We start from the raw sequence: 26,829 nt of genomic DNA on the forward strand, positions 1-26,829 counted from the left end.
ACCAGTAAATTAAGTTTTAAAATTTTCATAAAATACAGGTTTTTACAAATCAAAATTATGCGTTAACGGTTATCGTTTTTGTAAGTGTATATCCATCTGTTAGGTTGCCAGTCATTGTAGCCAATTCCTCAGCTAAACTATCGGCAAAAATATTGTCCCTTGCATTTGTAGTATCTGCCTGTCCATGTGCAGCATAATTTGTGCTTGAATATACTTGACTAGAAATTGTTTCCGGAAAGGCAATCTGTGTTACCAATAATGAATTTCCTGCGTTGGATAAAACTTCTACATGAATATGCGGAGCTCTTCCTTGATACCAGCCAGGATAAATAGTGATAAAAGAAACTTCTCCATTAGCGTTTGAAGTTTGTCTTCCTCTCAAGAAATGGACAGAAGTATAATCGGTCTGCTGCATTTGAGTGCCTCCGTATTCAGAATAATTTCCGTCTTTGTCACAATGCCAGACGTCGACCAAAACTCCCGAAAGAGGTTCGCAATTGTTATTCTTGTTTTCAATTTTTAAATTGATCAATAGCGCAATTCCAACCCGGTCAGATTTGATGTTTTCTAAAACCAGCTGACTTGGCGTTTTGATAGGGAACGGGCCTTTTGTCTCTGAAGGAGAAACAGTACAACTTCCGTCTCCAGAATTGCTAGAGTCGCTATCATCATTGTCACTTTTTGAACATGATTCTAAAAATTTTGAAGCGGTTGCCAATGAAGCAATGCCCAAAATACCATTTCGGATAAATTTTTTTCTGTCCATAATCAGTTGTCTTTAATCTATTGCGGTTTTAATTTCGTCTAACTTTAAATTTAGATGAACTCGGTAATATTTATTATTCTGAGTAATGGTTAGTGTGTGTGCATTTGGATAAAGAAGATCAAGGCGGCTTTGAATATTTACTAATCCAATTCCTGAGTTTTCGGGATCCTTTACATAATTTTCAATTGCATTTTCGATCCAAAAATCAAGATTGTGATCTGTAATAAGAATTTTGATTTTTACGTGGGCTGCGCCTTTATAATCGGTTCCGTATTTAAAAGCATTTTCTACAAAAGAAATCAATAACAAAGGCTCGATAAATTTGTTTTTGGTATCTCCATGTACATTAATCACAATGTCTTCAATATTATTTAATCGCAGTTTTTGCAATTCGATATAATTCTGAATATAATTGACCTCTTTTTCTAAAGCCACCGTTTTGTTATCTGTTTCATACAGCATATAGCGCATTAGTTCAGACAAGGTCACGATGGCATCAGGGACCAAATCAGATTTTTTGTGTGCCAAAGAATAAATACTGTTTAAAGAATTAAATAAAAAATGCGGGTTGGTTTGTTTACGCAAATAGATTAATTCAGTATTTGTTCTATGTGTTTCGGCGATTAGTTTATTTTGCTGATTGTTATAAAATTCAGTTAATGTTCTAATAATTGCAGAAATCGTAATAATCAGGATATAGAAAAATGATGGAGCAATCTTGAAAAAAAATGGCTGTCTCATTTCTATTCTGTGACGCATTCTACCATCTCTTGGAAAAAAATGCGGATCACGAATAATGGTGTCAGCATGCATCATGTTTTCGGGCCTTAAATGTCTAAATTCAGGAATAAAATAATTTAATCGTATTACCAGAAATAGTGCAATCAGACCAATGGCACATGCGCCGTACAGCCAATATTTTTTTTGCAGCAGATAATTTGGAACCAAATAAAAATAGTTCAGATAAAACAAGAAAATCCCTGAAAGCCATTGGGCATAAAAATCATTGTCGAGCTTAAACGGACTTTCATAAAACTGAATTAATGAAGTCAGAATAAAGAAAATCCAAATCATGAAATGGAATAATATTTTGTTATAGCCTGTATTTTTAATGGTATCGATCTGCATTTACAATTTTATTTTTAATAAAATTAGTTCATTTTTGTTTACCGTTGGGGATAAGTTTTGTTTGAGTTTCTGTTTTACAAGACCAGCAACTTTTAGAGCATCGCTTTCTGTTTCAAAACTTTTAGTGTCACTTATTACAGGAATAATGGATTGTTTAATTATGATTTTTTCTTTGTAGGCAATTGTATAACCCCATCCAGAATTTGTTTTGAAAGATGCAGATGTTAAAGCTTCTTTTTTTGTGCATGCACTAAAAAGTAAAAGGACTGTAAAAACCATTAAATTCTTCTGGATATTACTCCAGAAGAATTGTTTAATATTAGTTATCGTCATCGCTTTGTTCGTCTAATGGCTTAAATTCCCAGGCATCATCAAAGTAAGTAGAACCAATTCGTCCTAACATATAGAATCCGCGGTTATTGATGGCAAAACCAACAGCATCGGTTCTTGTTGCGCCTTCCATTGGAGTTCTTTCTGTCCATAAATCAGTTGACGGATTGTACTCCCAAACTGTTTTGATGTTTTCACCTCCTACAACATATCCTAAACCATTCATAGAAAAACTTGAAGCATTAGAACGTACAATCGCATAATCGTCGTTGTAGCTGTAATCGTCATCAGTATCTTTATCAATATCACGTTTTCTTGTCCAAACATCTGTTGATGGATCAAACTCCCAGAAATCTTCTTGATAAACACCATTATTTACACCAGTTACTAAATATGCTTTGTCTGCAATTGTAAATACAGTTGCATTACGTCTTTTGTTACCGCTAAAGCCATTTACAAGAGTCCAAGTATTGGCCTGATCATCGTATTGATAAAAATCCTTTAGATAGTTTCCGTCATAACCCGTTCCAAAATAGGCTTTACCGCCAACTTGAAAACCTACAGCTGCATAACGTGCCGTTCCTGCAAAATCTGTTTTTTGTGTCCAGCTGTTTGCAGTAGGGTCGTATTGATAAAAGTCTTTCAGCTTGTTTGTTCCGTCATAACCAAGACCTACATAACCTTTTTCGTTTAATGCAAAACTAGAAGCAGAACTTCTTCCAACACCACCAAAATCAGCTTTTTGTTCCCAATAATCTCCATTTGAATTGTAAACCCAAAGATCTTTTAAATAAACGTCGCCAGTATAACCACCTACTACGTAAGCATAATCTCCGATAACAAAGCTTGTAGCACTAGATCTTGCAGGGCCATCAAAGGCTGATTTTTTAATCCAGTTTCCTACCAAATCATCATCGTCATCATCATTGCTGCAGCTTATAAAAAAGAGGCTTGAAAAAAGCGCTGTGAATAAAATTCCTTTTTTTAGATTAATCATAGTGTATTTAATTTATTGTTTGTATTTGATCCCTATTCCTAAAACATAGCCATTTCCGGTATTATAGTCGTAAACCTTATGGTCATTGCTATCTAGTAAATTGTATTTTTTGTTGAAATCATAACCAGCTTTAAAATTTAAAAACCAATTGCCGGCAACATTTCTTTCGTATTCTAAAGCCGAAATCATTTCCGATAAAACAGCTTTTTCAGCATTGTTTTCTGTACTGGATGTTTCGTCCAAATGATAAAAATTTCCATTAAAGCTATTCGTCAGACTAAATTTGTTTCGGTCATTATTAGAATAAGAAATTTTGGAATCAGGAAATCCGATTCTAAAATTGATTTTCTCATTCATTTTATAATCAAAAGCAGCAATCGGCGTAATCTTTGGCGCTCCAAAAATGGATGTTCGACCTGCTCCGACAATTACATTTAGTTTTGAACCAATCTTCTGACTGATTTCTAAACTTCCTAAAACAGTAACATCTGAAAAATCCAATTTGATTTGAAAATTTGCCGTTGGAATAACAGAAAGCTTCCATTTTGTTTTTTCTGCTATTTCAGACGAATACTCAAACTTGTTTTGAACTTGGTTGAATTTTTCCTGATCTGCGTAAAAATTGTATGGATTCAATTCGTAATTCACTTTCAAATTAGAATATTCCAACGTGTTCGCTATTTTGCTTTTTGTTCCTAGTTTCTTCTGATAAAAAACAGCAATGTTTGTTTCGTTAAAATTTATCTTTTCTGTTGGCTCAGTTTTGAAATTAACAGCAGCACTAAAATTTTCCTGAGCTTTTAAACCTAAAAATGAAATCAAAAAAAGAGAACAAACTAAAAACCTTACTTTCATTATTTATTTTATTGGTTCAAAATTAGACGGATGAAGCCCTTAAAAAAAAGAAGATATATATATGACGTGTTTTGATAGATAAAACCACTGTTTTTAAGGTCGAATTAAAATTTGAGAATAGAATTTAGATTATAGATTGTTTTGTACAATCTGTAGCTTAAAATAGCACGGTAGTATATGTTATAGTGTGTTGCCAAAGTGTGCCATTTATATTTGCCCAAAAATTAAATTATGCACAAGTTTATAGTGATACTGCTTTTTGTACTGACCTTATTTTCATGTGGCACAGATACAGATACTGGCGAATTTACGGTTGGGTCAGATTATTTGGCTTTAAGCAATAAAGTGATTTTGATTGATACGGTCACGGTCAATATGTCGACGATTAATTTTGATTCATTGGCAACTTCAAGCCGAGGTAGAATTCTAATAGGAAATTACGATGATCCTATTTTCGGAAAAGTAAAATCGGATAGTTACTTTCAGCTTTCTACTAGCAATTATGTTTTGTCTAGTGTGGGGTCAGATACAGAGTCTGTGAATTATGTGTTTGATTCCATTTCTATGATTCTTAAGTATGACAGGTATTATTATGGAGATACTACAAAAGTCCAGACGTTTAATATCCATAGACTAACTCAAAAAGTGAAACCAAACAAAGAGGATAATAATTTCTATAATAATTCGACGCTGACTTATAGTTCGGAAAGTTTGGGTACAATATCTTATAAGCCGCGACCGAAGGAAAAAGATTCGATTAATATTCAAATGAGTAAAGAATTTGGGGAAGCTCTTTTTCAAAAAATAAAGAAAAGAGAAGTTACAGATTTTGACAGTTTTACAGAATATTTGAAAGGGTTTGTATTGGTTCCAGAAAATTCAAGTTCTTCCAATGTTATCGGATTTAGTGTTTCGGAAAGCAAGGTTCGGTTGTATTATTCAAAGTATAAAACAGATAGTGAAACTCCATATATAATCGATTTTTCGATTTTAGACACTTCGAAACAGTTTAACTCTATTTCGCTCGACAAAACAGGAACCATCCTGCAAAATCTCCCTGTATCTACTGGTACATTATCAAGTACACTAGTCAATAACCAAGGATTTATACAATCTGGAACAGGTGTTGCATGTCGGGTCGATTTTCCAAACATAAAACAGTTTAAGAATATTTCGGCAAACGGTGCTATTGTCGATGCAGAATTGATTCTTAAACCGATTAATAATACTTATTCAGAAAAATATCCTCTAGCTGATTCGCTAACTGTTTATGTGGGAGATAATTTAAACAGAATAAGCGGAACTCTTGTGAATGCCGCTGGCTCTTCAGTTTACGGAAAACTGAGTAAAAGCACTGATGAATTTAACGAAAATGTTGGGTACTCAATTTCGGTTGGAAACTTTCTTCAAAAGGAAATGCTGAAACAATCTGATTCAAGATCATCGCTTATTTTGACATTGCCAGGAATTGCACAGTCTGTTAACCGAATAGTTTTAGGTGATCAGAAGCACTTGAACAATAAAATTCAGTTGAAAATTTATTACATCTCTTACTAAATGAAAAATAGAATTTTTTTATGGAGTTGCTTCCTTTTGATGTCGCTGACTTCATTTTCTCAAAGTATTTCGAGTTCTCCATATTCGCTTTACGGTGTTGGAAGTTTGTATGATTCAGATTTTGGCTATTTGCCTTCAATTGGTGGTTCTGGAATTGCTTTGCCTTCAGATACTTTTATTAATAATTTAAATCCAGCTTCTTTAGGATCCATGTGTCAAAATCATTTTCTTTTTGATATTGGAGGAAAAGCGATTGCCACAACTTATCAGAGCAGTAATCGAGAAGAAAAGCGAAATAATTTTCAGTTTTCTCATTTGGCATTTGCTTTTCCAGTTACAAAAAACTCTGGTTTTAGTTTGGCACTTCGTCCATATTCTAGTTCGGTATTCAAAATTTCTAATTTAAAACTTCCAATTACTGACAGCCAAGAATATTATTATGTTACAGCACAAGGATCTGGAGGTTTGAATAATTTGGATTTTTCATACGGATATAGATTTGGAAAAAAGTTGGCAGTAGGAGCGACAGGAACATTCCTTTTTGGAAATACGGTTGATGATCGTGCTTTTTTAATTTCAAATACAATCACAACTGTACATAAGAAAACAGATTATAGAGGAGTTCGTGCAACTTTGGGAGCTCAGTTTAAAGTAGATTCTACATTTACAATTGGAATGACTGTTAAAGTTCCTTCCAGAATCAATGCTTCCAAAGTGCAATCGGTAACAAGTATTGCAGATGAAGTAGAATCTTCTATAGAAACCGATAAAGCCTCAGACGTAGATGATTATTACATTCCTTTAGAAATAGGTTTTGGAGCTAGTAAGCGATTTAGAAATAATCTGAATGTAACTTTAGATTACGAAAGGAGTTTATGGAAAGATACCAATCAGTCTGAGCTTTATGGAAAGTTTGTAAATCAAGATCGTTTTGCGCTGGGGTTTACTTACAGTGCCAAAAAGAATGTTAGAAGATATTGGGATAGAGTAGGATATGCGGCTGGTGTAAATTTTGATAATGGTTATCTCGAAGTTGACAAACAGCGTGTTAACAGTGCGTCTATTTCTATCGGACTAAATCTTCCAATTGAAAACACATTTTCATCACTTAATGTCTCTTATTCTTACGGACAGAAAGGTAGAATTGCAAATGATTTAATAAAAGAAAACTACCATAAAATATCATTAAACTTATCATTGGACGGAATTTGGTTTGTCAAGCGAAAGTTTGAATAATAATCTAAAAATCTTTTTTGATTACAGGATATTTATACTCTAAAATTGATTCTAAAACTTTAGGATCAGAATTTACATAAAATACTGGATCAATATCTGCACTTTCAGAAAAGCCAACTTTATCTTTGAGCAGATTTTTAGTTTGACGTGCAACGGCTTCTCCTGAATCTATTATTTTAATATGATCTGGGAGAATTTTTTTTATTTGAGGAATTAGATAAGGGTAGTGGCTGCATCCTAAAACTAAGTAATCGATATTAGCTTCAATCATTGGCTGAAGATATGATTCTAGCAATTGTGTCATTTCTGGTGAGTACAAATTGCCGTCTTCAATAAGTTGTACAAGTCCGTGGCCAACCTGCTCAATGATTTTGGTGTTATGAAACATCTCGGCAGTTTTATTAAACAGCTCACTATTAAGCGTTCCTTTTGTAGCTAGAATCCCAATAACCTGAGTTTGAGAATTGTTTGCAGCAGGTTTAATGGCAGGTTCAATTCCAACAAATGGAACATCATAATCTGCACGTAATTCTACTATCGCATTTGTTGTAGCAGTATTGCAAGCAACAACGATTAGCTTGCAATTGTTCTTAAGCAAGAACTCTACATTTTTTTTGCTTAATGCAACAATCTCATCTTTGCTTCTTTGGCCATAAGGCGCATTTTTACTGTCAGCCAGATAAATGGTTTTTTCATTTGGAAGAAGGTCATGAATGGCGCTCCAGATGGAAGTTCCGCCAATGCCAGAATCAAAGACGCCTATAGGATTATTGTTTATCATAAAGCAAATTTAATATTTTTTAATAAAAATTAGTTATTCTAAGTTAAGCGAAATCTTGAAATAATACCAAAGGTTAAGTTTAATTTTTTGTAAAAAAAAACTGCTCAAATTATATAAATTGAGCAGTTTAATTATCGGAATTTAATTTCTTAGAATCCTAAATCTTTTTTAACGTCAGCAGTGATGTTTGGACCATCAGCTAATAATAAAGTAGAACCGTCTAAAACGTATTGGAAACCTTTAGCTTTTCCAACTTTTTGGATAGAAGCTCTTACTTTTTCCATTAAAGGTTTTACGATATCTGTTTCTTTTTGTTGTAATTCTTTTTGAGCATTGTCTCTGTAGTCAACAATTCTCTTTTGCATATCTTGAACTTCTTTAGAACGCTCACCGTTTACAGCATCTGTTACAGTTGCAGCTTCAGCTTCGTACTTTTTAATTTTCACTTGATATTCGTCAACCATTTTTTTGTATTCAGCATCATATGTACCACTTAATTTTTGCAGTTGATTTTGAGCATCTAGCATAGCAGGCATTTTCGACATGATCTCGCTTACATCAACATGAGCTACCTTCGCTTGTGCGTTCATTGTGTTACTTGCTCCTAAAATAAGAATTGCAGCAATTAGTAAAGTTTTGATTTGTTTCATCATTTTTAAAATATTAATTAATTATTGGTCGTATTTGTTTTTTGTGATTCGGCTTCTTTTGCTTTTTTAGCCGCTTCTCTTTCTTCTAAAATTTTCTTTCTTCTTTCTTCCAGTTCTTTTTTACGCTGTTCGTAAAGCAATTGTCTTTCTTCTGCTTTTGTCATTGTAGGCTGTTCACCAGCGGGTGTTGTTCCAGTTGCTGTTGGTGTTACAGTTTTAGCAGTCGAACTTGTTTTAGCAGCTTCTGTCACTGCTGCTGCTGGAGCTGTTCCAGAAACCGTGCCATTTTTTTTAGCTTCTCTCTCTTCTTGTAAAGCTTTTCTTCTATCTTCATATTCTTTTCTCTTGGCTTCCTGTTCTAATTTTCTGTCTTGAATTAGTTTTTCTCTCGCTGCTTTTTTCTCGTCAAGTGCTTTTTGACGATCGGCCATTGCTGGATTCTCATCAATCGCATTTTCAATATTTTCTTTAGCCTCTTGCTCTTTCAATTGTTTTTTAGTCAGCTGTTCACGTTTTTCAGTACGGTTTAAGATTCTTAAAACCTGATCGCTGATATCAAATCTTTTATTGCTAAAAAGCATAGTAAGATCTGATGATTTATCAAAAACAAAATCATAATTTTTTGCCTCTGCTATATCTTGCACAGCAGTAAAAACCTGATCTTGTATAGGTTTAGCTAAAGCTGCTTTCTGTCTCATTAGATTTCCATCAGAACCAAATTGTTTCTGCTGATAATCCATCATTTCCTGTTCAAGAAACTTAATTTCTGTTTCTCTTTCTTCTATTAATTCCTTTGTAAGTAAAGCTTTTTCTGTTTTTAAGCTTTCCTTCAAGTTATTTATATTTAACTTTTTAGCCTCAACTTCTTGTTTCCACTTTTGAGCTTTTTGCTCTAATTGTGATTTAGCTTCTTTATAATCGGAAACATTTTCTAAAATATATTCCATGTCGATGTAGCCAATTCGAGTAGTCTTACCTTGTGCCTGACTTGTATTTGCTACAATCAAGGCTAAAAATATAAATAAAAATTGTTTTCTCATAACATAACTTTATTTGATGATTTTTAACCAAACGTTATTTCTCTAAAATTGTTGTCCAATGATAAAATGTGTTTCCCATCCATTAGGTTTTGATTGTCCTGGAAGAGCGTCAAATCCATAACCAAAATCAATACCCAATAATCCAAATGCAGGCATAAATACACGTAAACCCGCACCAGCAGAACGGCTTAAGTCAAATGGGTTGTAATCTTTGAACGTTGGATAGGATGAGCCTGCTTCTAAGAACGTTAAGGCAAAAATAGATGCAGATGCTTTTAATGTAATTGGGTAACGTAATTCCATAGAGAACTTGTTGTAAATCGTTGCTCCAATTGCATCTCCATTTGCATTTACAGGAGTTAAAGAGTTGTTTGGATAACCTCTCAACTGAATGGTCTCTCTACCATCCATTGAGTAGTTGGCCATACCATCACCTCCTAAGTAAAAACGCTCAAACGGAATTACTCCTCTTTCTTGATTATAAGCTCCTAAGAAACCAAACTCTGTCAGTGTTCTTAATACTAATTTTCCATATACTTTAGTATACCAGTCTCCTTTAAATTTAACTTTATAATATTCTAACCAGTTATATTTTTTCTGATCAACTTTTGCTACATCTGTATCGGCGCTTGCGTAATCAGATCCAACACTCATAATTTTTCCTGAACTATCAGTTTTATAGTAATCTCCTTTATTAAGAGGTTGTTGGTAATCATCTGATCTGTTTTCACCAGTATATTGTGTTTTATATTCTTTTTGGTTTTTCAAATCGCCATAATCAATACCATTAAATAATGAATATGGAGGTGTAACTTTTGCAGTAATACTAAATTCAGAACCATAAGTTGGGAATATCGGGTTTACCCCTTTATTGCTTCTTGAAAGTCCAATAGTATAAGCTAAGTTTCTAGATGCACCATTACCAAAAGTAAACAATCCAGTGTTGTAATTGTTTAGGTCGTAGTGCTGATAACTTAAAGATTGTGATAATACAAAGTAGTCATCTGGCACTGTTAATCTTTTTGCTAAACCAACTTGTACTGTAAAAATATTAAAACTTTTGCTTTTATCAACAGTTCTAGTGATATAATTGTTAAGAAATTGCTTACTGTATGAAATAGATGAGCTAAATTGTACAGGTTTCTTTCCTCCAAACCAAGGTTCTGAGAAAGATAAACTATAAGTTTGGAAATAGGTGCTTCCTTGTAAACGAAGAGCAACCTTTTGTCCATCTCCCATTGGTAAAGGTTTATAAGCTTCTTTGTCGAACATTTTACGGGCAGAGAAGTTGTTAAATGAAAGCCCTAATGTACCAATGAAGCCTCCACCGCCATAACCTCCTTGAAGCTCAACCTGGCTAGATCCTTTTTCTACTACATTATATTCAATATCAACTGTTCCAGCTCCAGCATCTACGTTTTTAAATTTAGGATCGATTGCCTCAGGATCAAAGAACCCTAATTGTCCAATCTCGCGAATTGTTCTGACTAATTGTTCTTTACTATATTTTTCACCTGGTTTTGTTCTTAGCTCACGGTATATAACATGGTCGTTTGTCTTGTCATTTCCAACAACCGTAATTTTGTTGAAATAAGCGATAGGGCCTTCAGTTACTCTAATCTCAAAATCGATTGTATCGTTAACTGTTTTTACCTCTACAGCATTAATATTTGAAAACAGATAACCATTGTTTTGATATAAGTTGGTAATGTCTTCTGCGTCTGGTTTTGTCTTATCTGCAATTCTTTTTTCTAGTAAAACCCCATTATAAGTTTCACCTTTTTTGATTCCTAAATAACGGCTTAATAGCTGATCTGAATAAACGGTATTACCTAAGAATTTAATATTTCCGAAGTAATATTTGTTTCCTTCTTCAACATTAATTTTAATTGCAAGCGTATTTTTTTTCTTGTTATATTGTACTGAATCGTAAATAATACGGGCGTCACGATACCCTTTTTCTTTGTAGGCAGCGATTACTTTTTCTAAGTCAGTTTTATATTTCTCGGGAATAAATTTAGATGCTTTAAATACGCGAATAAAATTTTTCTGTTTCGTGTCTTTCATTGCAGCACGCAATTGGCTGTCTGATAGCTGTTTGTTTCCTGTAAAATCAATACTGCTGATTTTGACTTTGTCTCCCTTGTCAATTCTAATAAGCATATTGACTTGATGCCCATTAATAGTATCTGGAGTATTTGTTATATTGACTTTTGTGTTATAAAAACCTTCTTTTTTATATTTGTTTTCAATGTAATTTTTTGTTGTAGTGATTAAGTTTTCGTTTACAATTTTGTTCTTAGTCAAATTGTTGTCTTTAATTAAGCCTTCTACTTTGCTTTTCTTAACACCAACGATTTTAACTTCATTTAATTTAGGAAGCTCAACAATATCTAAATCTAAATAGATGCTATCATTTTCTACTTTATTTACGTAGAAAGCAATCTCATCAAAAAGTCCAAGTTTGCCTAATTTTTTAATTGCACTACTGATTTCTTCACCAGGAACAGTGATTTCCTGACCTTTTTGAAGTCCTGAAAAGGTAACAACAGTCTGTTCATTGAAGCTTATTTTACCAACAACAGAAACTTTAGCTAGAATATATTTTTTCCCTTGATCGAAAGGGACTCTTTCTTGTGCTTTAATTTGTGAAAAACTACCCAAAAGTAAAAGGGTAAAGACTATTTGTATTTTTTTTTGCAACACTAAAAAATTATTTAATTTGTTCACTGGTTTTTCCAAATCTACGTTCTCTTTTTTGATAACTAATAATAGCCTCATATAAATCTTGGTCTTTAAAGTCTGGCCACAAGACATTAGTAAAATACAATTCTGCATAGGCGATTTGCCATAGCAAAAAATTACTTATTCTATGTTCTCCACTTGTTCGTATTAATAAATCTACGTCAGGTAAATTTTGCGTGTAAAGATGCTCATTTATAATTGAATCGTCAATAGTGTCTATTGAAATTATATTATTTTTAACTTTATCACTAATTGCCTTTACAGCATTTACCAGTTCCTCTCTGGAGCCATAACTTAAAGCGAGGGTAAGAGTTAAGCGGGTATTGTTTTTGGTTTTTTCCATAACATCCAAAAGTTCTTTTTGGGCTGTTTTTGGTAATTTGTCAAGATTTCCAATTGCATTAAGTCTGATATTGTTTTCTTGAAGGGTAACAAGTTCTTTTTTTAATGAATTGATCAATATTTTCATTAATGCCTGAACCTCTAATTTAGGGCGATTCCAGTTTTCTGTAGAAAAAGCATAAAGGGTCAAGTACTCAATTCCAAGTTTGGCTGAGGTTTTGATGATTTCTTTTACAGATTTTGTTCCATTTTCATGTCCAAACGCACGTAAGTAGCCTTGTTGTTTTGCCCAGCGTCCGTTCCCGTCCATAATAATGGCAAGGTGTTTAGGTAGGTTTGTGTGATCTATTGATTCTATTAAATTCATTTTTAGTATGCGCAATAGCATGGTTTTTTTCCAAAGGTATACGTCAAAGTAAGACCTGAAAAAACGTACCAGTCATTATTATTTAAATTTCCAAATTTTAGAATATTTGGATTGCTTGTATTGGGATTACTTCCGTCAATATTGTCTGTAAAAGTATAACGTGCACCAACTTCGGCAGCTAGCACAAAGCGAGGCGTTATGTTTGATTTTACACCTAATGTTATAGGTATAGCTACTGAACCACGGTTTTTTTGAGAATATATTACATTTGGACTTGTGGTGTATCTATACAAGTTGTCGTAAAGAATGTAGTTTAAACCAGTGAAAACATAAGGGGTTATTTTGGTATGATCATCATGCAGATTGAAGTCGAAGAAGTTGAATTCTAGGCCTGCAGAAAACTCTTTAATATCATTGTCAAAACGATAACCTCTTTGGTTTCTTCCTGTTTCATCAGATTTGAAGTCATTTCCGCTTACGTTAGATTGAGTATAAGAAAATCTCCAAGAGTGTCTTGGGCTTCTATTCCATTTGTAAAGAACACCAAAAGCTAGTTTTTCTGGAGCGATATAAGTTGTTTTCCCAACATCTCCCACAAAGTTACTTCCGCCAAGAAAAACACCAATCTCATTTATCTGAGCATTTAGTGTAATAAGAGGGAAAAAACATAACAATAAATTAAAAATTTTCTTCATTTAATTCAAAATTGCGTGCAAATATAATAATTATCGATACGAATCAAAGTTCCTTTAGTTAAATGTGCTTTTTTTTCAATTTACGTTATGATTTTGAGCCATTTAATGATGATTCACTACATGCAGAACGAGAAAATGTGGTATTATCGTATAGTGAAGAATCAGAAAAGAGTTTAATTTCTTTTATCTTCTCCCCAAAGCAATTTATTTCTTAAGGTTTTCAAGAAAGTTTCGCCTGGTATTTCAACCATTTTAATTTTGTAATCTGTTTTTTTTATTTTTAAAATAGACTCGTTTTTTACAGAAGAAATCCTCGAGTCTAAAGAAACCAAATATTGGTCTTCTCTTCCTGTAACACGCAATGTAATTTCGGTATCGTCAGGAATAACAAGCGGTCTGGCGGTTAAATTATGTGGGGCAATTGGTGTAATAACTAAACTCTTTACATCTGGTGTTAAAATTGGCCCCCCACAGCTTAGAGAATACCCAGTTGATCCGGTTGGCGTTGAAATGATTAGTCCGTCGGCCCAATAAGAATTTAAATATTCATTGTTCAAATAAGTTTCAACTGTAATCATCGAAGTCGTGTCTTTTCTACTCACTGTAACTTCGTTCATAGCGAAATTAAGTTCCTTAAAAGCTTCGTTATACGGTTCACATGTTATTCCTAATAAAGTTCTTTCAGAAGTTGTGTAGTTTTGGCTAATAACATATTGAAGTAAAATATCGATGTTTTCTTTCTGAACTTTTGCCAGAAAGCCTAGTCTTCCAGCGTTGATTCCTAATAAAGGAACGCCAGAATTACGAACGAAAGCAGCGGCTCTTAAAATTGTTCCATCGCCACCAATACTGATAAGCATTTCGAAACTATTGTCTAAAGCAGTACTTGGAGAAAAAGTTTTGTATTCTTTTTTTACAAGCTGTTTTTCATAAAGCATGTTCAGAAAATTTTCTTCAATTACCATCTCGATATTGTTGGTATTAAAGAAGTTGAAAATGTCTTTTATAATAGGTTCGGTACTGTTCTGATAATATTGTCCGTAAATGGCTATTTTCATTAGTTGTTAAATTAGAGAATTGGTCAATGTTTCAATTAGATAATTGGGAAATGCGAAAATCATCTAATTAACTAATTTTCCCATTGGCACATTCATAACTTATATATTAAGGTATTTGTCTAAATAATCTGATCGTTCTTTTAAACTGTTAATATAGGTGTCTTCTTGATGTTCTGAAATGATTTCATAACCATATCTTCTGTAGGTTTGAATGATTTCATTAATCGCTCCTAAACCAATTTTTATAGTAATCTGAACATTTTCTGTGTCAGCTTCAGAAACAAAACACCCTAGAACTTTACCATTATTACTTTCTACAATCTGTGTTACTTCGCTCATAGAATAATCCAAAAGGCCTTTTTGGACAATGATAATCGCTCCTGGCTCTTTCAAAAATGGAGTTTCCTGAAAAAATTTCATGATGTCTTCCATTTCATAATAACCTATATAATTATTATTCTCATCAAGAATTGGAAGAAGATTGGTGTGGTTTTTTGCAAAAACTTCTAGAACATCTAACCAGATCATTGATTTTCTGGCAAAAAAACGTTCTAAAGTATATTTGTAATCAATTGCTTTTTTTTCAATGTCAAATGTTTCAACATCGTCTGAAGAGATGCTTCCAATAAAAACACCATCTTCTAAAATCGGAAAATGAGAAAAATTTACATCGACAAAAAAGTCCTGAATCGACGCTATTGTTTCCTGACTGTCAATTGCCCTGAAATCGTTTGTGATATAGTTTGTAATTTCTGTCATAAATCAATTGAGGATATTTGATGCAAAATAATCAAAAAATACCGAAAACCGCTCTGTTTTACTTTGTATTTTTGTCGTGACAAATATAATGTTACTAGAATTAATATCTATTTATATGACAAAATTAAGTGTAAATATCAATAAAATAGCAACGCTTAGAAATGCTCGAGGCGGAAATGTTCCCGATTTATTAAAAGTAGCGACAGATATTCAGCGTTTTGGAGGGCAGGGAATTACAATTCATCCTCGTCCAGACGAGCGTCATATTCGTTATCAGGATGCACGCGATTTAAAAGCTATTGTTACAACAGAATATAATATTGAAGGAAATCCGCAGCATAATTTTATTGATTTGGTTTTAGAATGCAAACCAGATCAAGTGACATTGGTTCCAGATGCAATTGGCGCAATAACTTCTTCTGCAGGTTGGGATACCATTAAAAATCAAGATTATTTAACTAAAGTTATTCAGGAATTTCAAAGAAACGGAATCAGAACTTCGATTTTTGTTGATCCGATTTTAGAAATGATTGAAGGTGCAAAGAAAACAGGAACAGATAGGATTGAATTGTATACAGAATCTTTTGCACATCAATATAGTTTAGGAAACGAGAAAGGAATTGAACCGTACATTAAAGCGGCAGAATTGGCAAATGAATTGGGCTTAGGAATCAATGCTGGACACGATTTAAGTTTAGATAATATCAAGTTTTTCAAACAGAATATTCCAGGATTATTAGAAGTTTCTATTGGACATGCCTTGATTTCGGAGGCACTTTATCTTGGCTTAGATAATACTGTAAATATGTATCTGAATAAATTGAAATAATTCTTTAAAAGAAAAAAAATAAAAATATGCTTTATTCAAAAATAGAAGGCGAGGGCAAGCCATTTATCATCATGCACGGATTTCTTGGGATGTCTGATAACTGGAAAACTCTTGCCGGACAATATGTAGAAGCCGGATTTCAAGTTCATATTTTAGATCTAAGAAACCACGGTCGCAGTTTTCATTCAGACGAATGGAGTTACGAGGCCATGGTTCAGGATGTTTATGAATACTGTCAGGCAAATAATCTAACGCGAATTGATATTCTAGGCCATTCAATGGGAGGAAAAGTAGCAATGCTTTTTGCAACGACTCATCCTGAAATTGTAGACAAATTGATTGTGGCAGATATTGGTCCGAGATTCTACAAACAGCATCACCAAGATATTTTGGCAGGATTAAATGCTGTTGATTTTTCGGTAAAACCAAGCCGAAATGATGTGGAGGCAATTTTATCACAATATGTAACAGATTTTGGAACGCGCCAGTTTTTGCTAAAGAATTTATATTGGAAAGAACCTGGACAATTGGCTTTCCGATTTAATTTAGAGGCTTTCAATAATAATCTAGATGCGATTGGGAAACCTTTGGCAGATAATCTTGTTTTTAAAAATCCGACATTATTTATTAGAGGTGGGAGTTCAGGCTACATTCAAGATCAGGATATTGACGGAATTCGTCAGCATTTTCCAAATTTAAAGCTAGAGACTATTCCAAATGCAGGGCATTGGCTTCATGCTGAAAATCCGCAGATGTTTTTCGAATTGACCACTACGTTTTTAAAAGAGTAGTCTTTTTTGATGAAATTTTATTACTTTTAAATAAATTTTAAACCTCAAGAACCATGAAATTATTACTTAGACTCCTTGTTACTGCTGCTTTAGTTTTGTTGTTGTCTAATATTTTGACGGGAGTGCATGTGGCTAGTTTTGGTACAGCTCTAATTGTTGCGGTAGTTTTAGGATTGCTGAATGTTTTTATAAAACCAATTTTAGTGATTTTGACTTTACCGGTTACTTTGGTCACATTAGGTTTGTTTTTACTGGTGATCAACGCGGTGATTATTTTGCTTTGCACTAATATTGTAGGCGGTTTTGCGGTAAATTCATTTTGGACAGCACTAATATTCAGTATTATTTTGTCTATACTTCAATCTCTTACTTATAAAATACTGGGAGACGACAAATAAAAAACAAATCGGGCAGATTAAAACTGCTTCAAATACAATAGATTAAAAACTTGGTTGGGTTGCAAAAATTTTATAATTTTGCAACCCAATTTTATTACGTAAATTAAAGAAGAAGATGGATATTAAAAGAGTAGCAATAGACGCTGTAAACGAGACAATTGTTATGAACGTTGTTCATATGGATTATAAAGGTCAAGTAGCAAAAAGAATCAACGAAAAAATGCCTTTAGCGCAAGTAAAAGGATTCAGAAAAGGACAAGTTCCTAAAGATCTTGTTGAAAAACAATACGGAAAAGCTATTAAGCAAGAAGAGATCAAAAAAGTAGTTGATTTGGCTTTAGAGCGTTATATTCAATCTGAAAGATTAAATCTTTTAGGAACTCCGCTTCCAAAAGTAAACGAAGATTTTAACTGGGATGCAGAAGAATTAACTTTCGAGTACGAAATTGGTTTAGTGCCAAACTTCGAAATTGATCTTGAAGCTAAAAATAATATCGTAAAATACGTTGTTACTGCTGACGATAAATTAATCGACGGACAAGTTGAGCGTATCCAAAAACAATTTGGAAAAGCAGTTCCACAAGAAGTATCTGATGCAAAATCTGACTTAACTGGAACTTTTGCAAGCGAAGCAAACGGAATCAATAATACTACTACAATTTCTGTTGATACATTCAGCAAAAAAGCTCAAAAACAATTCATAGGTAAAAAAGTTGGAGATGTTGTTACAGTAAGCACAAAAGGTTTATTTGATGACGATCACCAATTAATGGATTACTTAAAAGTAGGTCACGAAGGTGTTCACGGTTTAGATGTTGAAGTAAACTTCACAATCGAAGCAATCAATGGTTCTGAGCCAGCTGAATTAAACCAAGAATTATTCGATAAACTTTTTGGAGAAGGAAAAGTAGCTTCTTTAGAAGATTTGAAAGCTAAAATTAAAGAAGATGCTGAAGCACAATTCGCACAGCAAGCAGAACAAAAATTATTATTAGACGTTCAGGATTTCTTAATCGAAAACACAAAATTCGATTTACCAGCTGAATTCTTGAAAAAATGGTTGCAAACTGTTGGAGAGAAGAAATTAACTCCAGAAGAAGCTGAAGTAGAATACGCAAGATCTGAAAAAGGTTTACGTTTCCAATTAATTGAAGGAAAAGCATTAGCTCAAAGCAATATCCAAATTACATTTGAAGATTTGAAAGAGTTTACATCAAACGCAATCAGACAGCAGATGGCTCAATTTGGTCAAACAAACCCAACTGACGAAGAAGTTCAAGGAATCGTGGCTAGAGTTTTATCTAACCAAGACGAAGTGAAAAGACTTTCTGAGCAAGTTGTAGCATCTAAAATGTTAGATATTTTCAAAGAAAAAGCTAACCCAACTACTAAAGAGGTTACTTACGAAGAATTTATCGCAGCTTCTTACGGAGAATAAATCTAAGTCTGAAAGTCAAAAGTTTTAAAGCCGAAAGTTAAGAAGTATACTTTTTAAAAATTAAGATTTTATTACAGAAACTGAAAGATAAAAATAATTATATTTGAACGTCAATGGAATTTTTATTCTGTTGACGTTCTTTTTTTGTTTTAGATTTTAAGTTGGTAAATGTTCCTTAGTAAAAAAACTTTAGAACCTTAGCGCCTTAGAATCTTAGCATCTTTAAAAAGAAGACAAATTGGCATCTCTTATAAAAAGGTATGAACTTTGTTTAATTCGTTTTAGTCATTTTCTGACTTTAGATTTTCAAAACTTTATAAACTAAAAATATGAACTACGGTAAAGAATTCAAAAAATTTGCTACAAAGCACCAAGGAGTAAACGCAATGTATTACGATAAAATCGTAGCAGCAATGACACCAACAAACATGACTCCATATATTATCGAAGAGCGTCAGTTGAATATTTCTCAATTAGATGTGTTCTCAAGATTAATGATGGATAGAATTATCTTTTTAGGAACAGGTATCGACGATCAAATCGCTAATATCGTTCAGGCTCAGTTGCTATTTTTAGAAAGCGCTGATGCTTCAAAAGATATTCAAATTTACTTAAACTCTCCAGGAGGAAGTGTTTATGCAGGTTTAGGAATTTACGATACTATGCAATACATCAAGCCTGATGTAGCGACAATCTGTACGGGAATGGCAGCTTCTATGGGAGCGGTATTATTATGTGCAGGAGCAGCAGGAAAACGTTCTGCGTTACCTCACTCAAGAGTAATGATTCACCAGCCATCTGGAGGAGCACAAGGAGTTGCAACAGATATGGAAATCAACTTACGTGAGATGCTGAAATTAAAAGACGAATTATACAACATTATTTCGCACCATTCAGGACAAACTTTTGACAAAGTGCACAAAGACAGTGAGCGTGATTACTGGATGAAAGCAGATGAAGCAAAAGAGTACGGAATGATTGACGAAGTATTAAGAAGAGGATAATTTTTTGTAAGGTTCAAAGTTGCAAAGGAACTAAGGTTCAAAGATTAACTTGTTCCGATAGCTATCGGGATGAAGCAAAATTAAACTTGAAACAAAAAAATAAATATTAAGCTGCAAAGAATTAAGTTTTTAAGTTTTAATTAAATCAAAAAGCTTAGAAACTTAGTATCTTTGCAGCTTAGTAACTTAAATAAAGAATGGCAAAAGTAGTATTAGAATGTTCGTTTTGTGGAAGAAAGAAGCCAGAAACTAATTTATTAATAGCTGGTATCAATGCACACATTTGTGATAAGTGTATTGAACAGGCACACGGAATTGTTTTAGAAGAATTAAAATCTAGCGGAAGCGCAAAACTAGTTGGGGACTTGATCTTAAAGAAACCAAAAGAAATTAGAGCTTTCCTAGATCAATATGTTATTGGACAAGATCAGACTAAAAAAGTAATGTCGGTTGCGGTTTACAATCACTACAAACGTTTAATGCAACAGCAATTGGACGATGAAGTTGAGATTGAAAAAAGCAACATCATTATGGTTGGCCAGACAGGAACAGGAAAAACATTAGTGGCAAAAACTATTGCTAAAATGTTAGACGTTCCTTTGGCTATTGTTGATGCGACAGTATTGACAGAAGCTGGTTATGTTGGAGAAGACGTTGAAAGTATTTTGACTCGTTTGCTTCAAGCGGCAGATTACGACGTAGCGAAAGCAGAAAGAGGAATCGTATTTATTGACGAAATTGATAAAATTGCTCGCAAAAGTGATAATCCGTCAATAACGCGTGACGTTTCTGGAGAAGGTGTTCAACAGGCATTATTAAAGTTATTGGAAGGAACAGTTGTAAACGTACCGCCAAAAGGTGGACGTAAACACCCAGACCAGAAATTTGTTGAGGTGAATACTCAAAATATCTTATTTATTGCTGGTGGAGCTTTTGATGGTGTAGAGCGTATTATTTCAAAACGTTTAAACCGTCAGGCAGTTGGTTACTCAACTTCTAAAAACACTGACAATATTGATAAAGATAATCTGTTGCAATACATCATTCCAAAAGATATTAAAGACTTTGGTTTGATTCCTGAGATTATTGGACGTTTGCCAGTTTTAACGCACATGGATCCTTTGGATAAAGCAACACTTCGTGCAATTTTAACACAACCTAAAAATGCATTGATTAAACAATATCAGAAATTATTCTTAATGGATGATGTTGAGTTTACGATTACAGACGAGGCTTTAGATTTTATTGTAGATAAAGCTTTAGAATATAAACTAGGAGCTCGTGGATTACGTTCGTTATGTGAAGCTATCTTGACAGATGCGATGTACGAACTGCCAACTTCTGACGATATTAGTTTGACAATCGATAAAGAATATGCAGAACATACACTAAGTAAAAACTTATTGAAGCGTATGGAAATTGCTTCTTAATTTATTGAAAATATATTTTCTAAAACCTGTTCATCTTTTGAGCAGGTTTTTTTATTGTCTTTTTTGTTCAGTTTTATGAAATACAAAACTTCTATAATAGCCCTGATCGAAACGGCATCCCCCGATTTAGAAAAACAAGGCTTTTTAGCCGTAGTTTTTGTTTATCGGGAATACAGTGTAGAGCAGGACGAAACGTTCTAATGAAAACGAATTGACCTGCCTCTAAAAATTATTGCACTCTAAACTTTTCGCGATATTCAATAGGTTTCATGCCTACCATTTTATAAAAAACCTTTCTAAACGCTTTTGGATCGTTATAACCTGTTTTTTCAATAATTTCTGAAATCGAAAGTTGGGTTTGTTCTAAATATTTCTTGGAACTTTCTACTCTTATATTCTGTAAATATTCAATAGGAGGAATTCCTGTCACTTGTTTGAAACGGCGTGTCATGTTTCGGGCACTTGTTGGAATATCTTTTGTGATTTCTTCCAGTTTTTCGATGGAATGATATTGGCTTTCAATTTTTTGCTGTAACATGGCCACTAGAGAATCATTGTGTAAATGATTGGGTCTAAAGGTGCTGAAATAACTTTGTTTGTATCGATTCAAATCGATAGAAAATATTTTAGCAATTTTAACCGCCATTTCGTTTCCGCAGAACTTCTGAACCAAAAGAATCAATAAGTGAAAAGTTGAAGTTGATCCGCCACTAGTGTATAAACTTCCGTCTGCTGTTAGAGTTTCTTCTGGTTTTAAATTTACCATAGGAAAAGCTTTTGTAAAAGCACTGCAGGCATCAACATGTGTTGTAGCTAATTTTTCATTTAGTAAACCAGAAGCAGCAAACAAAAAAGCTCCAGTACAAAAACTCGCTAATTCAGCTCCAGCCTTATGCTGTTTTTGCAACCACGGAATAAAACTTTTATTCTTTTTAATCATTTCGCTCATATTATCTGTCGTAAAAGCGGGAATTAAAATTAAGTCTAGAATACTATCCGAAGTTTCAATGGCATTGCTTTTATATCCAAATAAATTTCCTTGATCGGACTGCTCTTGAGATTGAAAAATTATAATTTCGAATGGTTTCTCATCTCCAGCAGTAAGTTTATTCGTGGTTTCGAATACTTCTAATATCGCCGCGATGCTCAGTAATTTATAGTCGTGAGGTACGATTAATCCTAGTTTCTTGCTCATGATTTTTGGTCTTTTGGAATTTCAGTATCTTACAAAAATAATCAAATTGTCTCAAATGCCCCTAAAAATGACTTTTATTGGCATTTTTAAGTAATCTTAAAAAATTAAATTTGTTTTAATTAATTCGTAATTTTATAAAGATGAAAACAAAAATCTTCTTAAATCTTGCTGTAAAAGATTTAAATCGCGCAATATCTTTTTTTAACGAACTCGGCTTTCCAACTAATCCGAAATTTACTAATGACAAAGGAGCTTGTATCGTTATAAGCGAAAGCATCTTTGTGATGCTTTTGGTAAAAGAGTTTTATCAAACTTTTACCAAAAAACAAATTTGCGATTCTACAACAACCAGCGAAGCGCTTATGGCACTTTCTGTAGAAACTCGAGAACAGGTAGATGAAATGATTGAGAAGGCAGTTAAGGCTGGAGGAACAGATTACCAGCAATCTCAAGATTATGGCTGGATGTACCAAAGAACTTTTCTAGATGTAGACGGACATCATTGGGAAGTTTTCTTTATGGATGAAAGTCAGATTCCAGAAAACATGTAATTAAGTAAGAACAAATCAAACGAAAAATAAAATTATTAAAACTTAAAAAATGATAACAATTAAAAAGACCGTTAATGCATCTCTTGACAAAGTTTGGAATTTTTGGAATACTCCAGAACATATTACAAAATGGAGCTTTGCTTCTCCTGATTGGCACACGCCTTATGCAGAAGCTGATTTGAGAGAAGGTGGAAGATTCAAATCGACTATGGCTGCAAAAGACGGAAGTATGAGTTTTGATTTCGAAGGAGAATTTACTTTAGTAAAACCAAACCAAGCGCTTTCGTATGTTATGGGAGACGGAAGAAAGGTTGAAATTACTTTTACAGAAACTGCAGATGGTGTTGAAATAATTGAAAGTTTTGACCCAGAATCACAAAATCCAGAAGAAATGCAGCGTGCTGGCTGGCAGGCAATTTTGGATAATTTTAAAATTTACATTGAGGCTAATTAATTTAGGCTCAAAGTCTCAAAGTGACAAAGGTTCAAAGATTACAAACTTAAATTAGCTTGCATTACTTATATGGTTTAAAAAAGAAGAAATAAATATCTAACCCAACAAAAAAAACAAAAAATGACAAAACAAATATGGTTGAATCTTCCTGTAAAGGATGTGGCAAAAGCGAAAGACTTTTTCTGGAAAATTGGTTTTTCGTTTAATGAACAGCATGATACGCCAAGTTCGACGTGCATGGTTGTAGGTGAAGGACATTTTGTGATAATGCTTTTTGAAGAAATGCTTTTTTCAAGTTTTTCCAAGAACAACATTACAGATACGAATTCAAGTTCGGAAGTCTTGATTTCGATCGACGCAGAAAGCAGAGAAGAAGTTGATGAATTAGCTGAAAAAGTTAAAGAAGCCGGTGGAACTATTTTTGCTCCTCCAGCAGAAAGCCAAGGTTGGATGTATGGCTGTGGTTTTGCCGATTTGGATGGTCATCGTTGGAATATTCTATTTATGGATTTTAGTAAATTACCAGGTTAAGATGGAAAAATTAATATTTAATACTGAGATAAAGGCTTCTAAAGAAAAAATTTGGAAAGTCTTATGGGATGATGAAACTTACCGAAAGTGGACAAGCGCTTTTTGTGAAGGAAGTTACGCTGAATCGAATTGGAACGAAGGGGATAAAATTTATTTTCTAGGATCTAGAGGAACAGGGATGAATAGCCTTATTGAGACTAAAATTCCAAACGAATATATGGCTTTTAAGCATCTTGGCGAAATCAAAGATTTTAAAGAAGTGCCGCCAAATGAGGAAACGGAAAAATGGAGTGGTTCTCTGGAAACATACAGACTGACTCAAAAAGGAGATGTTGTAGATCTTCATGTTGAGGTAGATGTGATTGAAAAACATATTGATTATTTCAAGGATGCCTTTCCAAAAGCGGTAGAATTGATTAAAGAATTGTCAGAGAAGTAAAGCTAGAAGAGAGAGAAAAGAGAATAGAAGAAAGAGAATTTACAATTTACAACTGATAATTAACAATTAAAAACAAAATATCATGGCAACAGCAGTAAATCCATATTTAATGTTTAACGGAACATGCGAAGCAGCATTTCTGTTTTACAAATCAGTTTTTGGCGGAGATTTTCCGTATATCGGAAAATTTAAAGATGCTCCAGCAGAAGAAGGGGAAGTGCTTTCTGAAGAAGCTCAAAATCGAATCATGCACGTATCGCTTCCAATCGGAAGCAGTATTTTAATGGGAAGCGACACGCATCCAAGATACGGCGATGTCGGTTTTGGCGATAATTTTTCGGTTTCTGTTAATGCAGAAAGCAGAGAAGAAGCAGATAAAATCTTCAACGGACTTTCAGCAGGAGGAAAAGTAGAAATGCCGATGAATGACACTTTCTGGGGATCTTATTTTGGAATGTTTAAAGATAAATTCGGCATCAACTGGATGGTGAGTTTTGATAAAAACGAAGGAATGAAATAACATAAAAGTTACGTTATTTTAATAGCGGGACATAATTGTTAAATTACTTTAAAAAGCACATGAAAATGTGCTTTTTTGTTTCAAAAAAACAAAGATTATTCTTTTTTATCAACAAGAGATTGCCGATTTTTGTCGCTTCATAATCAAGAAAGAAAAATGGCAGCAGAAGACAAAGAAATAATCTTATTAAAAGTTTCTGGACACGATAAAATTGGAGTTACAGCAGGATTAACAGCTGTATTGGCAGCATACGACGCTAATATTTTAGATATCGGGCAAGCTGATATTCATGACACGCTTTCTTTAGGAATTTTGTTCGAAATTGCTGCAGGTTCTTCATCCGCACCCGTTTTAAAAGATCTTTTGTTTAAAGCATACGAATTGGAAATCAAAGTAAAATTTATTCCGATTTCTATTGAAGATTATGAAACGTGGGTAAAATCACAATCAAAACAGCGTTATATCATCAATATTTTGGGCGAAAAACTGGCGGCTTCACAATTGTCTGCGGTGACTCAAATATTGTCAGATCAAAATTTAAATATCGATTCTATTATCCGATTAACAGGAAGAACTTCTGTTGTAGAAAAAGAAGAATATCCGCGTTCTTGTATTCAATTGTCTGTAACGGGCGAAATTGTAAACAAGATCATCATGACGGCAAGTTTTATGGAAATTTCCAGAACGCTCAACGTTGACATCTCATTCCAAGAAGATAATATTTACAGAAGAAACCGCCGTTTGGTTTGCTTCGATATGGATTCGACTTTAATTCAAACCGAAGTAATCGATGAGCTTGCAGAATTAAATGGAGTAGGAGATCAAGTGCGAGCTATTACAGAATCGGCTATGAACGGTGAAATTGATTTCAACGAAAGTTTCAAAAAGCGTATGGCGCTTCTGGAAGGTTTAAGCGAAGAGGTTTTGCAAAACGTTGCCGTTAATTTGCCAATAACTCAAGGAGCACACCGTTTGATGAAAGCTTTAAAATACTACGGCTATAAAACTGCAATTCTTTCAGGAGGATTTACATACTTTGGAGAATATCTTCAAAAAGAATTAGGAATAGACTACGTTCACGCCAATCAATTAGAAATAAAAGATGGCAAACTAACCGGTAAATATATCGGTGATATCGTAGACGGTCAGAAAAAAGCAGAATATCTAAAAGCAATTGCAGAAAAAGAAGGAATTCACATCAATCAGACAATTGCAGTTGGAGATGGAGCAAACGATTTGCCAATGCTAAACTTAGCTGGTCTAGGAATTGCTTTCCATGCCAAACCAAAAGTAAAAGAAAGCGCCTCAACTTCAATTTCAAGTTTAGGTCTTGATGGTGTTTTATACTTATTAGGATATCACGATAGATATATCGATATGATGTAGAAGTTTAATTTTGCACAATTTTTGTCATTTCGACGAAGGAGAAATCTTCGCAAGAAACTCGACAAAGATTGGTTTTTCGTTACGGAGCTACTTGTGGAGATTTCTCCTTCGTCGAAATGATATATTAGGTGCAATAAAACAAAACCTCAGTCTTTCAATTAAGATCTGAGGTTTGTTTTATATGGGCATGTCCCGCCAGAAAAAGGCGGGCCGGGCTATCCGTTTCAATCTTTTGTGGCGAACCCCGCCACAAAAGGATTTCCACTTCTATCCCTCATGCGGGTTTAGTGGAATTAATGTTTTTATTCCCTCGATTCCAACTCTCTCTTTATTTCCTTCAAATTCTTCAAATTCAAGAAAAGAATAGGCAATAAAGCAATTGGAACAACACTCATGGCGCTAAAACCTTTCATAAAAATGATAAATATATTAAGGATGAACAGCATAAAAAGCACAACGCAAAAAACGGTATTCACGGTTTTTAATGTCTTCTGATTTTTAATCAGTTCTTCAGTGGTCATTTCGCTGAATTTTGTTTCTTTCATTTTATAAGTTGT

29 protein-coding genes are annotated in these 26,829 nt (G+C 33.7%); 14 read left to right on the top strand and 15 right to left on the bottom strand.

All coding sequences use genetic code 11. The features are described from left to right. Window positions 1-55: 55 nt before the first annotated feature. Genes ACNRYB_RS08005 through ACNRYB_RS08025 form a run of 5 tightly spaced genes read right to left on the bottom strand, consistent with a single transcriptional unit; the run spans window position 56 to window position 4,076 of the window. Window positions 56-766: a dioxygenase family protein gene (locus ACNRYB_RS08005; protein WP_473729733.1), complete on the bottom strand. Its 711-nt coding sequence runs from the start codon at window positions 764-766 to the stop codon at window positions 56-58. Between the two features lie 12 nt (window positions 767-778). Next, window positions 779-1,894 (bottom strand): sensor histidine kinase, encoded by a 1,116-nt coding sequence (locus ACNRYB_RS08010; protein WP_129748734.1) that lies wholly within the window; start codon window positions 1,892-1,894, stop codon window positions 779-781. Continuing rightward, on the bottom strand, window positions 1,895-2,227 hold the full coding sequence (locus ACNRYB_RS08015; RefSeq protein ID WP_129748735.1) for a DUF4907 domain-containing protein: 333 nt from the start codon (window positions 2,225-2,227) through the stop codon (window positions 1,895-1,897). It lies immediately after the preceding gene. Beyond that, complete coding sequence (locus ACNRYB_RS08020; RefSeq protein ID WP_129748736.1) at window positions 2,214-3,221, bottom strand: Kelch repeat-containing protein; 1,008 nt, start codon at window positions 3,219-3,221, stop codon at window positions 2,214-2,216. The genes ACNRYB_RS08015 and ACNRYB_RS08020 overlap by 14 nt, the downstream gene beginning before the upstream one ends. 12 nt (window positions 3,222-3,233) lie before the next feature. Then, a complete protein-coding gene (locus tag ACNRYB_RS08025; RefSeq protein ID WP_473729734.1) occupies window positions 3,234-4,076 on the bottom strand; it encodes a DUF6268 family outer membrane beta-barrel protein in 843 nt (280 codons plus the stop codon). A 231-nt stretch (window positions 4,077-4,307) separates the two neighbouring features. Between ACNRYB_RS08025 and ACNRYB_RS08030 the strand changes: the two genes are divergently transcribed. Both ACNRYB_RS08030 and ACNRYB_RS08035 read left to right on the top strand, forming a co-directional pair. Beyond that, the gene (locus tag ACNRYB_RS08030; protein WP_473729735.1) at window positions 4,308-5,633 is read left to right on the top strand and encodes a DUF4270 family protein; all 1,326 of its coding nucleotides are present in this window, start codon (window positions 4,308-4,310) and stop codon (window positions 5,631-5,633) included. Next, complete coding sequence (locus ACNRYB_RS08035) at window positions 5,634-6,869, top strand: aromatic hydrocarbon degradation protein (RefSeq protein ID WP_473729736.1); 1,236 nt, start codon at window positions 5,634-5,636, stop codon at window positions 6,867-6,869. A gap of 4 nt (window positions 6,870-6,873) precedes the next feature. Here the strand turns inward: ACNRYB_RS08035 and murI are convergent, their stop codons facing one another. The 8 genes from murI to ACNRYB_RS08075 form a co-directional block, all read right to left on the bottom strand. Continuing rightward, on the bottom strand, window positions 6,874-7,650 hold the full coding sequence (gene murI / locus ACNRYB_RS08040; protein ID WP_343705487.1) for a glutamate racemase: 777 nt from the start codon (window positions 7,648-7,650) through the stop codon (window positions 6,874-6,876). A 149-nt stretch (window positions 7,651-7,799) separates the two neighbouring features. Beyond that, a complete protein-coding gene (locus ACNRYB_RS08045; RefSeq protein ID WP_170830271.1) occupies window positions 7,800-8,303 on the bottom strand; it encodes an OmpH/Skp family outer membrane protein in 504 nt (167 codons plus the stop codon). Between the two features lie 14 nt (window positions 8,304-8,317). After that, window positions 8,318-9,340, bottom strand: a complete 1,023-nt coding sequence (locus ACNRYB_RS08050; protein ID WP_129748740.1) for an OmpH family outer membrane protein — start codon at window positions 9,338-9,340, stop codon at window positions 8,318-8,320. Between the two features lie 42 nt (window positions 9,341-9,382). Continuing rightward, window positions 9,383-12,121 (bottom strand): outer membrane protein assembly factor BamA, encoded by a 2,739-nt coding sequence (gene bamA, locus ACNRYB_RS08055; protein WP_129748741.1) that lies wholly within the window; start codon window positions 12,119-12,121, stop codon window positions 9,383-9,385. Further along, a complete protein-coding gene (locus ACNRYB_RS08060) occupies window positions 12,054-12,794 on the bottom strand; it encodes an isoprenyl transferase (protein WP_129748742.1) in 741 nt (246 codons plus the stop codon). Before ACNRYB_RS08060 ends, bamA begins: the two co-directional genes overlap by 68 nt. Window positions 12,795-12,796: 2 nt before the next feature. After that, window positions 12,797-13,489, bottom strand: coding sequence for a type IX secretion system protein PorG (gene porG / locus ACNRYB_RS08065; protein ID WP_129748743.1), 693 nt, complete (start codon window positions 13,487-13,489; stop codon window positions 12,797-12,799). Between the two features lie 173 nt (window positions 13,490-13,662). Next, window positions 13,663-14,547, bottom strand: a complete 885-nt coding sequence (locus ACNRYB_RS08070) for an NAD kinase (protein WP_008467317.1) — start codon at window positions 14,545-14,547, stop codon at window positions 13,663-13,665. A gap of 99 nt (window positions 14,548-14,646) precedes the next feature. Further along, window positions 14,647-15,306 carry a CBS domain-containing protein gene (locus ACNRYB_RS08075; RefSeq protein WP_129748744.1) on the bottom strand — a complete coding sequence of 220 codons (660 nt, stop codon included), beginning with the start codon at window positions 15,304-15,306 and terminating at the stop codon, window positions 14,647-14,649. Window positions 15,307-15,421: 115 nt separating this feature from the next. Here ACNRYB_RS08075 and ACNRYB_RS08080 point away from each other — a divergent pair, with 115 nt between their 5' ends. The 6 genes from ACNRYB_RS08080 (at window position 15,422) to clpX (ending at window position 21,196) form a co-directional block, all read left to right on the top strand. After that, window positions 15,422-16,135: a pyridoxine 5'-phosphate synthase gene (locus ACNRYB_RS08080; protein WP_473729737.1), complete on the top strand. Its 714-nt coding sequence runs from the start codon at window positions 15,422-15,424 to the stop codon at window positions 16,133-16,135. Between the two features lie 26 nt (window positions 16,136-16,161). Further along, window positions 16,162-16,926, top strand: a complete 765-nt coding sequence (locus ACNRYB_RS08085; protein ID WP_129748746.1) for an alpha/beta fold hydrolase — start codon at window positions 16,162-16,164, stop codon at window positions 16,924-16,926. Window positions 16,927-16,979: 53 nt separating this feature from the next. After that, window positions 16,980-17,324, top strand: coding sequence for a phage holin family protein (locus tag ACNRYB_RS08090; protein ID WP_008467309.1), 345 nt, complete (start codon window positions 16,980-16,982; stop codon window positions 17,322-17,324). Between the two features lie 115 nt (window positions 17,325-17,439). Then, window positions 17,440-18,762, top strand: coding sequence for a trigger factor (locus ACNRYB_RS08095; RefSeq protein WP_129748747.1), 1,323 nt, complete (start codon window positions 17,440-17,442; stop codon window positions 18,760-18,762). Window positions 18,763-19,091: 329 nt separating this feature from the next. Beyond that, window positions 19,092-19,766, top strand: coding sequence for an ATP-dependent Clp endopeptidase proteolytic subunit ClpP (clpP, locus tag ACNRYB_RS08100; RefSeq protein WP_129748748.1), 675 nt, complete (start codon window positions 19,092-19,094; stop codon window positions 19,764-19,766). 197 nt (window positions 19,767-19,963) lie between these two features. Continuing rightward, window positions 19,964-21,196 (top strand): ATP-dependent Clp protease ATP-binding subunit ClpX, encoded by a 1,233-nt coding sequence (gene clpX, locus ACNRYB_RS08105; protein WP_008467306.1) that lies wholly within the window; start codon window positions 19,964-19,966, stop codon window positions 21,194-21,196. A 229-nt stretch (window positions 21,197-21,425) separates the two neighbouring features. Here the strand turns inward: clpX and ACNRYB_RS08110 are convergent, their stop codons facing one another. Beyond that, on the bottom strand, window positions 21,426-22,391 hold the full coding sequence (locus ACNRYB_RS08110) for a GlxA family transcriptional regulator (protein ID WP_473729738.1): 966 nt from the start codon (window positions 22,389-22,391) through the stop codon (window positions 21,426-21,428). A 140-nt stretch (window positions 22,392-22,531) separates the two neighbouring features. Here ACNRYB_RS08110 and ACNRYB_RS08115 point away from each other — a divergent pair, with 140 nt between their 5' ends. The 6 genes from ACNRYB_RS08115 (at window position 22,532) to serB (ending at window position 26,272) form a co-directional block, all read left to right on the top strand. Then, a complete protein-coding gene (locus ACNRYB_RS08115) occupies window positions 22,532-22,942 on the top strand; it encodes a VOC family protein (protein ID WP_129748751.1) in 411 nt (136 codons plus the stop codon). 49 nt (window positions 22,943-22,991) lie between these two features. Next, a complete protein-coding gene (locus tag ACNRYB_RS08120; RefSeq protein ID WP_473729739.1) occupies window positions 22,992-23,396 on the top strand; it encodes an SRPBCC family protein in 405 nt (134 codons plus the stop codon). A 120-nt stretch (window positions 23,397-23,516) separates the two neighbouring features. Beyond that, the gene (locus tag ACNRYB_RS08125) at window positions 23,517-23,927 is read left to right on the top strand and encodes a VOC family protein (protein ID WP_473729740.1); all 411 of its coding nucleotides are present in this window, start codon (window positions 23,517-23,519) and stop codon (window positions 23,925-23,927) included. Between the two features lies 1 nt (window position 23,928). Then, window positions 23,929-24,366, top strand: coding sequence for an SRPBCC domain-containing protein (locus tag ACNRYB_RS08130; RefSeq protein WP_473729741.1), 438 nt, complete (start codon window positions 23,929-23,931; stop codon window positions 24,364-24,366). A gap of 82 nt (window positions 24,367-24,448) precedes the next feature. Continuing rightward, complete coding sequence (locus ACNRYB_RS08135; RefSeq protein ID WP_129748753.1) at window positions 24,449-24,886, top strand: VOC family protein; 438 nt, start codon at window positions 24,449-24,451, stop codon at window positions 24,884-24,886. 156 nt (window positions 24,887-25,042) lie between these two features. Next, window positions 25,043-26,272: a phosphoserine phosphatase SerB gene (gene serB, locus ACNRYB_RS08140; protein ID WP_129748754.1), complete on the top strand. Its 1,230-nt coding sequence runs from the start codon at window positions 25,043-25,045 to the stop codon at window positions 26,270-26,272. 302 nt (window positions 26,273-26,574) lie between these two features. Here serB and ACNRYB_RS08145 read toward each other — a convergent pair whose 3' ends face one another. Further along, window positions 26,575-26,817 (bottom strand): redox-active disulfide protein 2, encoded by a 243-nt coding sequence (locus tag ACNRYB_RS08145; RefSeq protein ID WP_129748756.1) that lies wholly within the window; start codon window positions 26,815-26,817, stop codon window positions 26,575-26,577. Window positions 26,818-26,829: the final 12 nt, after the last annotated feature.

The sequence above is a fragment of the Flavobacterium sp. CR10 genome (assembly GCF_055814415.1).

What these genes read in the sequence shown, in the direction of transcription:
- ACNRYB_RS08005 (WP_473729733.1), bottom strand. Translation starts at nt 766, where the DNA reads ATGGACAGAAAAAAATTTATCCGAAATGGTATTTTGGGCATTGCTTCA.
- ACNRYB_RS08010 (WP_129748734.1), bottom strand. Translation starts at nt 1,894, where the DNA reads ATGCAGATCGATACCATTAAAAATACAGGCTATAACAAAATATTATTC.
- ACNRYB_RS08015 (WP_129748735.1), bottom strand. Translation starts at nt 2,227, where the DNA reads ATGACGATAACTAATATTAAACAATTCTTCTGGAGTAATATCCAGAAG.
- ACNRYB_RS08020 (WP_129748736.1), bottom strand. Translation starts at nt 3,221, where the DNA reads ATGATTAATCTAAAAAAAGGAATTTTATTCACAGCGCTTTTTTCAAGC.
- ACNRYB_RS08025 (WP_473729734.1), bottom strand. Translation starts at nt 4,076, where the DNA reads ATGAAAGTAAGGTTTTTAGTTTGTTCTCTTTTTTTGATTTCATTTTTA.
- ACNRYB_RS08030 (WP_473729735.1), top strand. Translation starts at nt 4,308, where the DNA reads ATGCACAAGTTTATAGTGATACTGCTTTTTGTACTGACCTTATTTTCA.
- ACNRYB_RS08035 (WP_473729736.1), top strand. Translation starts at nt 5,634, where the DNA reads ATGAAAAATAGAATTTTTTTATGGAGTTGCTTCCTTTTGATGTCGCTG.
- murI (WP_343705487.1), bottom strand. Translation starts at nt 7,650, where the DNA reads ATGATAAACAATAATCCTATAGGCGTCTTTGATTCTGGCATTGGCGGA.
- ACNRYB_RS08045 (WP_170830271.1), bottom strand. Translation starts at nt 8,303, where the DNA reads ATGATGAAACAAATCAAAACTTTACTAATTGCTGCAATTCTTATTTTA.
- ACNRYB_RS08050 (WP_129748740.1), bottom strand. Translation starts at nt 9,340, where the DNA reads ATGAGAAAACAATTTTTATTTATATTTTTAGCCTTGATTGTAGCAAAT.
- bamA (WP_129748741.1), bottom strand. Translation starts at nt 12,121, where the DNA reads ATGAGGCTATTATTAGTTATCAAAAAAGAGAACGTAGATTTGGAAAAA.
- ACNRYB_RS08060 (WP_129748742.1), bottom strand. Translation starts at nt 12,794, where the DNA reads ATGAATTTAATAGAATCAATAGATCACACAAACCTACCTAAACACCTT.
- porG (WP_129748743.1), bottom strand. Translation starts at nt 13,489, where the DNA reads ATGAAGAAAATTTTTAATTTATTGTTATGTTTTTTCCCTCTTATTACA.
- ACNRYB_RS08070 (WP_008467317.1), bottom strand. Translation starts at nt 14,547, where the DNA reads ATGAAAATAGCCATTTACGGACAATATTATCAGAACAGTACCGAACCT.
- ACNRYB_RS08075 (WP_129748744.1), bottom strand. Translation starts at nt 15,306, where the DNA reads ATGACAGAAATTACAAACTATATCACAAACGATTTCAGGGCAATTGAC.
- ACNRYB_RS08080 (WP_473729737.1), top strand. Translation starts at nt 15,422, where the DNA reads ATGACAAAATTAAGTGTAAATATCAATAAAATAGCAACGCTTAGAAAT.
- ACNRYB_RS08085 (WP_129748746.1), top strand. Translation starts at nt 16,162, where the DNA reads ATGCTTTATTCAAAAATAGAAGGCGAGGGCAAGCCATTTATCATCATG.
- ACNRYB_RS08090 (WP_008467309.1), top strand. Translation starts at nt 16,980, where the DNA reads ATGAAATTATTACTTAGACTCCTTGTTACTGCTGCTTTAGTTTTGTTG.
- ACNRYB_RS08095 (WP_129748747.1), top strand. Translation starts at nt 17,440, where the DNA reads ATGGATATTAAAAGAGTAGCAATAGACGCTGTAAACGAGACAATTGTT.
- clpP (WP_129748748.1), top strand. Translation starts at nt 19,092, where the DNA reads ATGAACTACGGTAAAGAATTCAAAAAATTTGCTACAAAGCACCAAGGA.
- clpX (WP_008467306.1), top strand. Translation starts at nt 19,964, where the DNA reads ATGGCAAAAGTAGTATTAGAATGTTCGTTTTGTGGAAGAAAGAAGCCA.
- ACNRYB_RS08110 (WP_473729738.1), bottom strand. Translation starts at nt 22,391, where the DNA reads ATGAGCAAGAAACTAGGATTAATCGTACCTCACGACTATAAATTACTG.
- ACNRYB_RS08115 (WP_129748751.1), top strand. Translation starts at nt 22,532, where the DNA reads ATGAAAACAAAAATCTTCTTAAATCTTGCTGTAAAAGATTTAAATCGC.
- ACNRYB_RS08120 (WP_473729739.1), top strand. Translation starts at nt 22,992, where the DNA reads ATGATAACAATTAAAAAGACCGTTAATGCATCTCTTGACAAAGTTTGG.
- ACNRYB_RS08125 (WP_473729740.1), top strand. Translation starts at nt 23,517, where the DNA reads ATGACAAAACAAATATGGTTGAATCTTCCTGTAAAGGATGTGGCAAAA.
- ACNRYB_RS08130 (WP_473729741.1), top strand. Translation starts at nt 23,929, where the DNA reads ATGGAAAAATTAATATTTAATACTGAGATAAAGGCTTCTAAAGAAAAA.
- ACNRYB_RS08135 (WP_129748753.1), top strand. Translation starts at nt 24,449, where the DNA reads ATGGCAACAGCAGTAAATCCATATTTAATGTTTAACGGAACATGCGAA.
- serB (WP_129748754.1), top strand. Translation starts at nt 25,043, where the DNA reads ATGGCAGCAGAAGACAAAGAAATAATCTTATTAAAAGTTTCTGGACAC.
- ACNRYB_RS08145 (WP_129748756.1), bottom strand. Translation starts at nt 26,817, where the DNA reads ATGAAAGAAACAAAATTCAGCGAAATGACCACTGAAGAACTGATTAAA.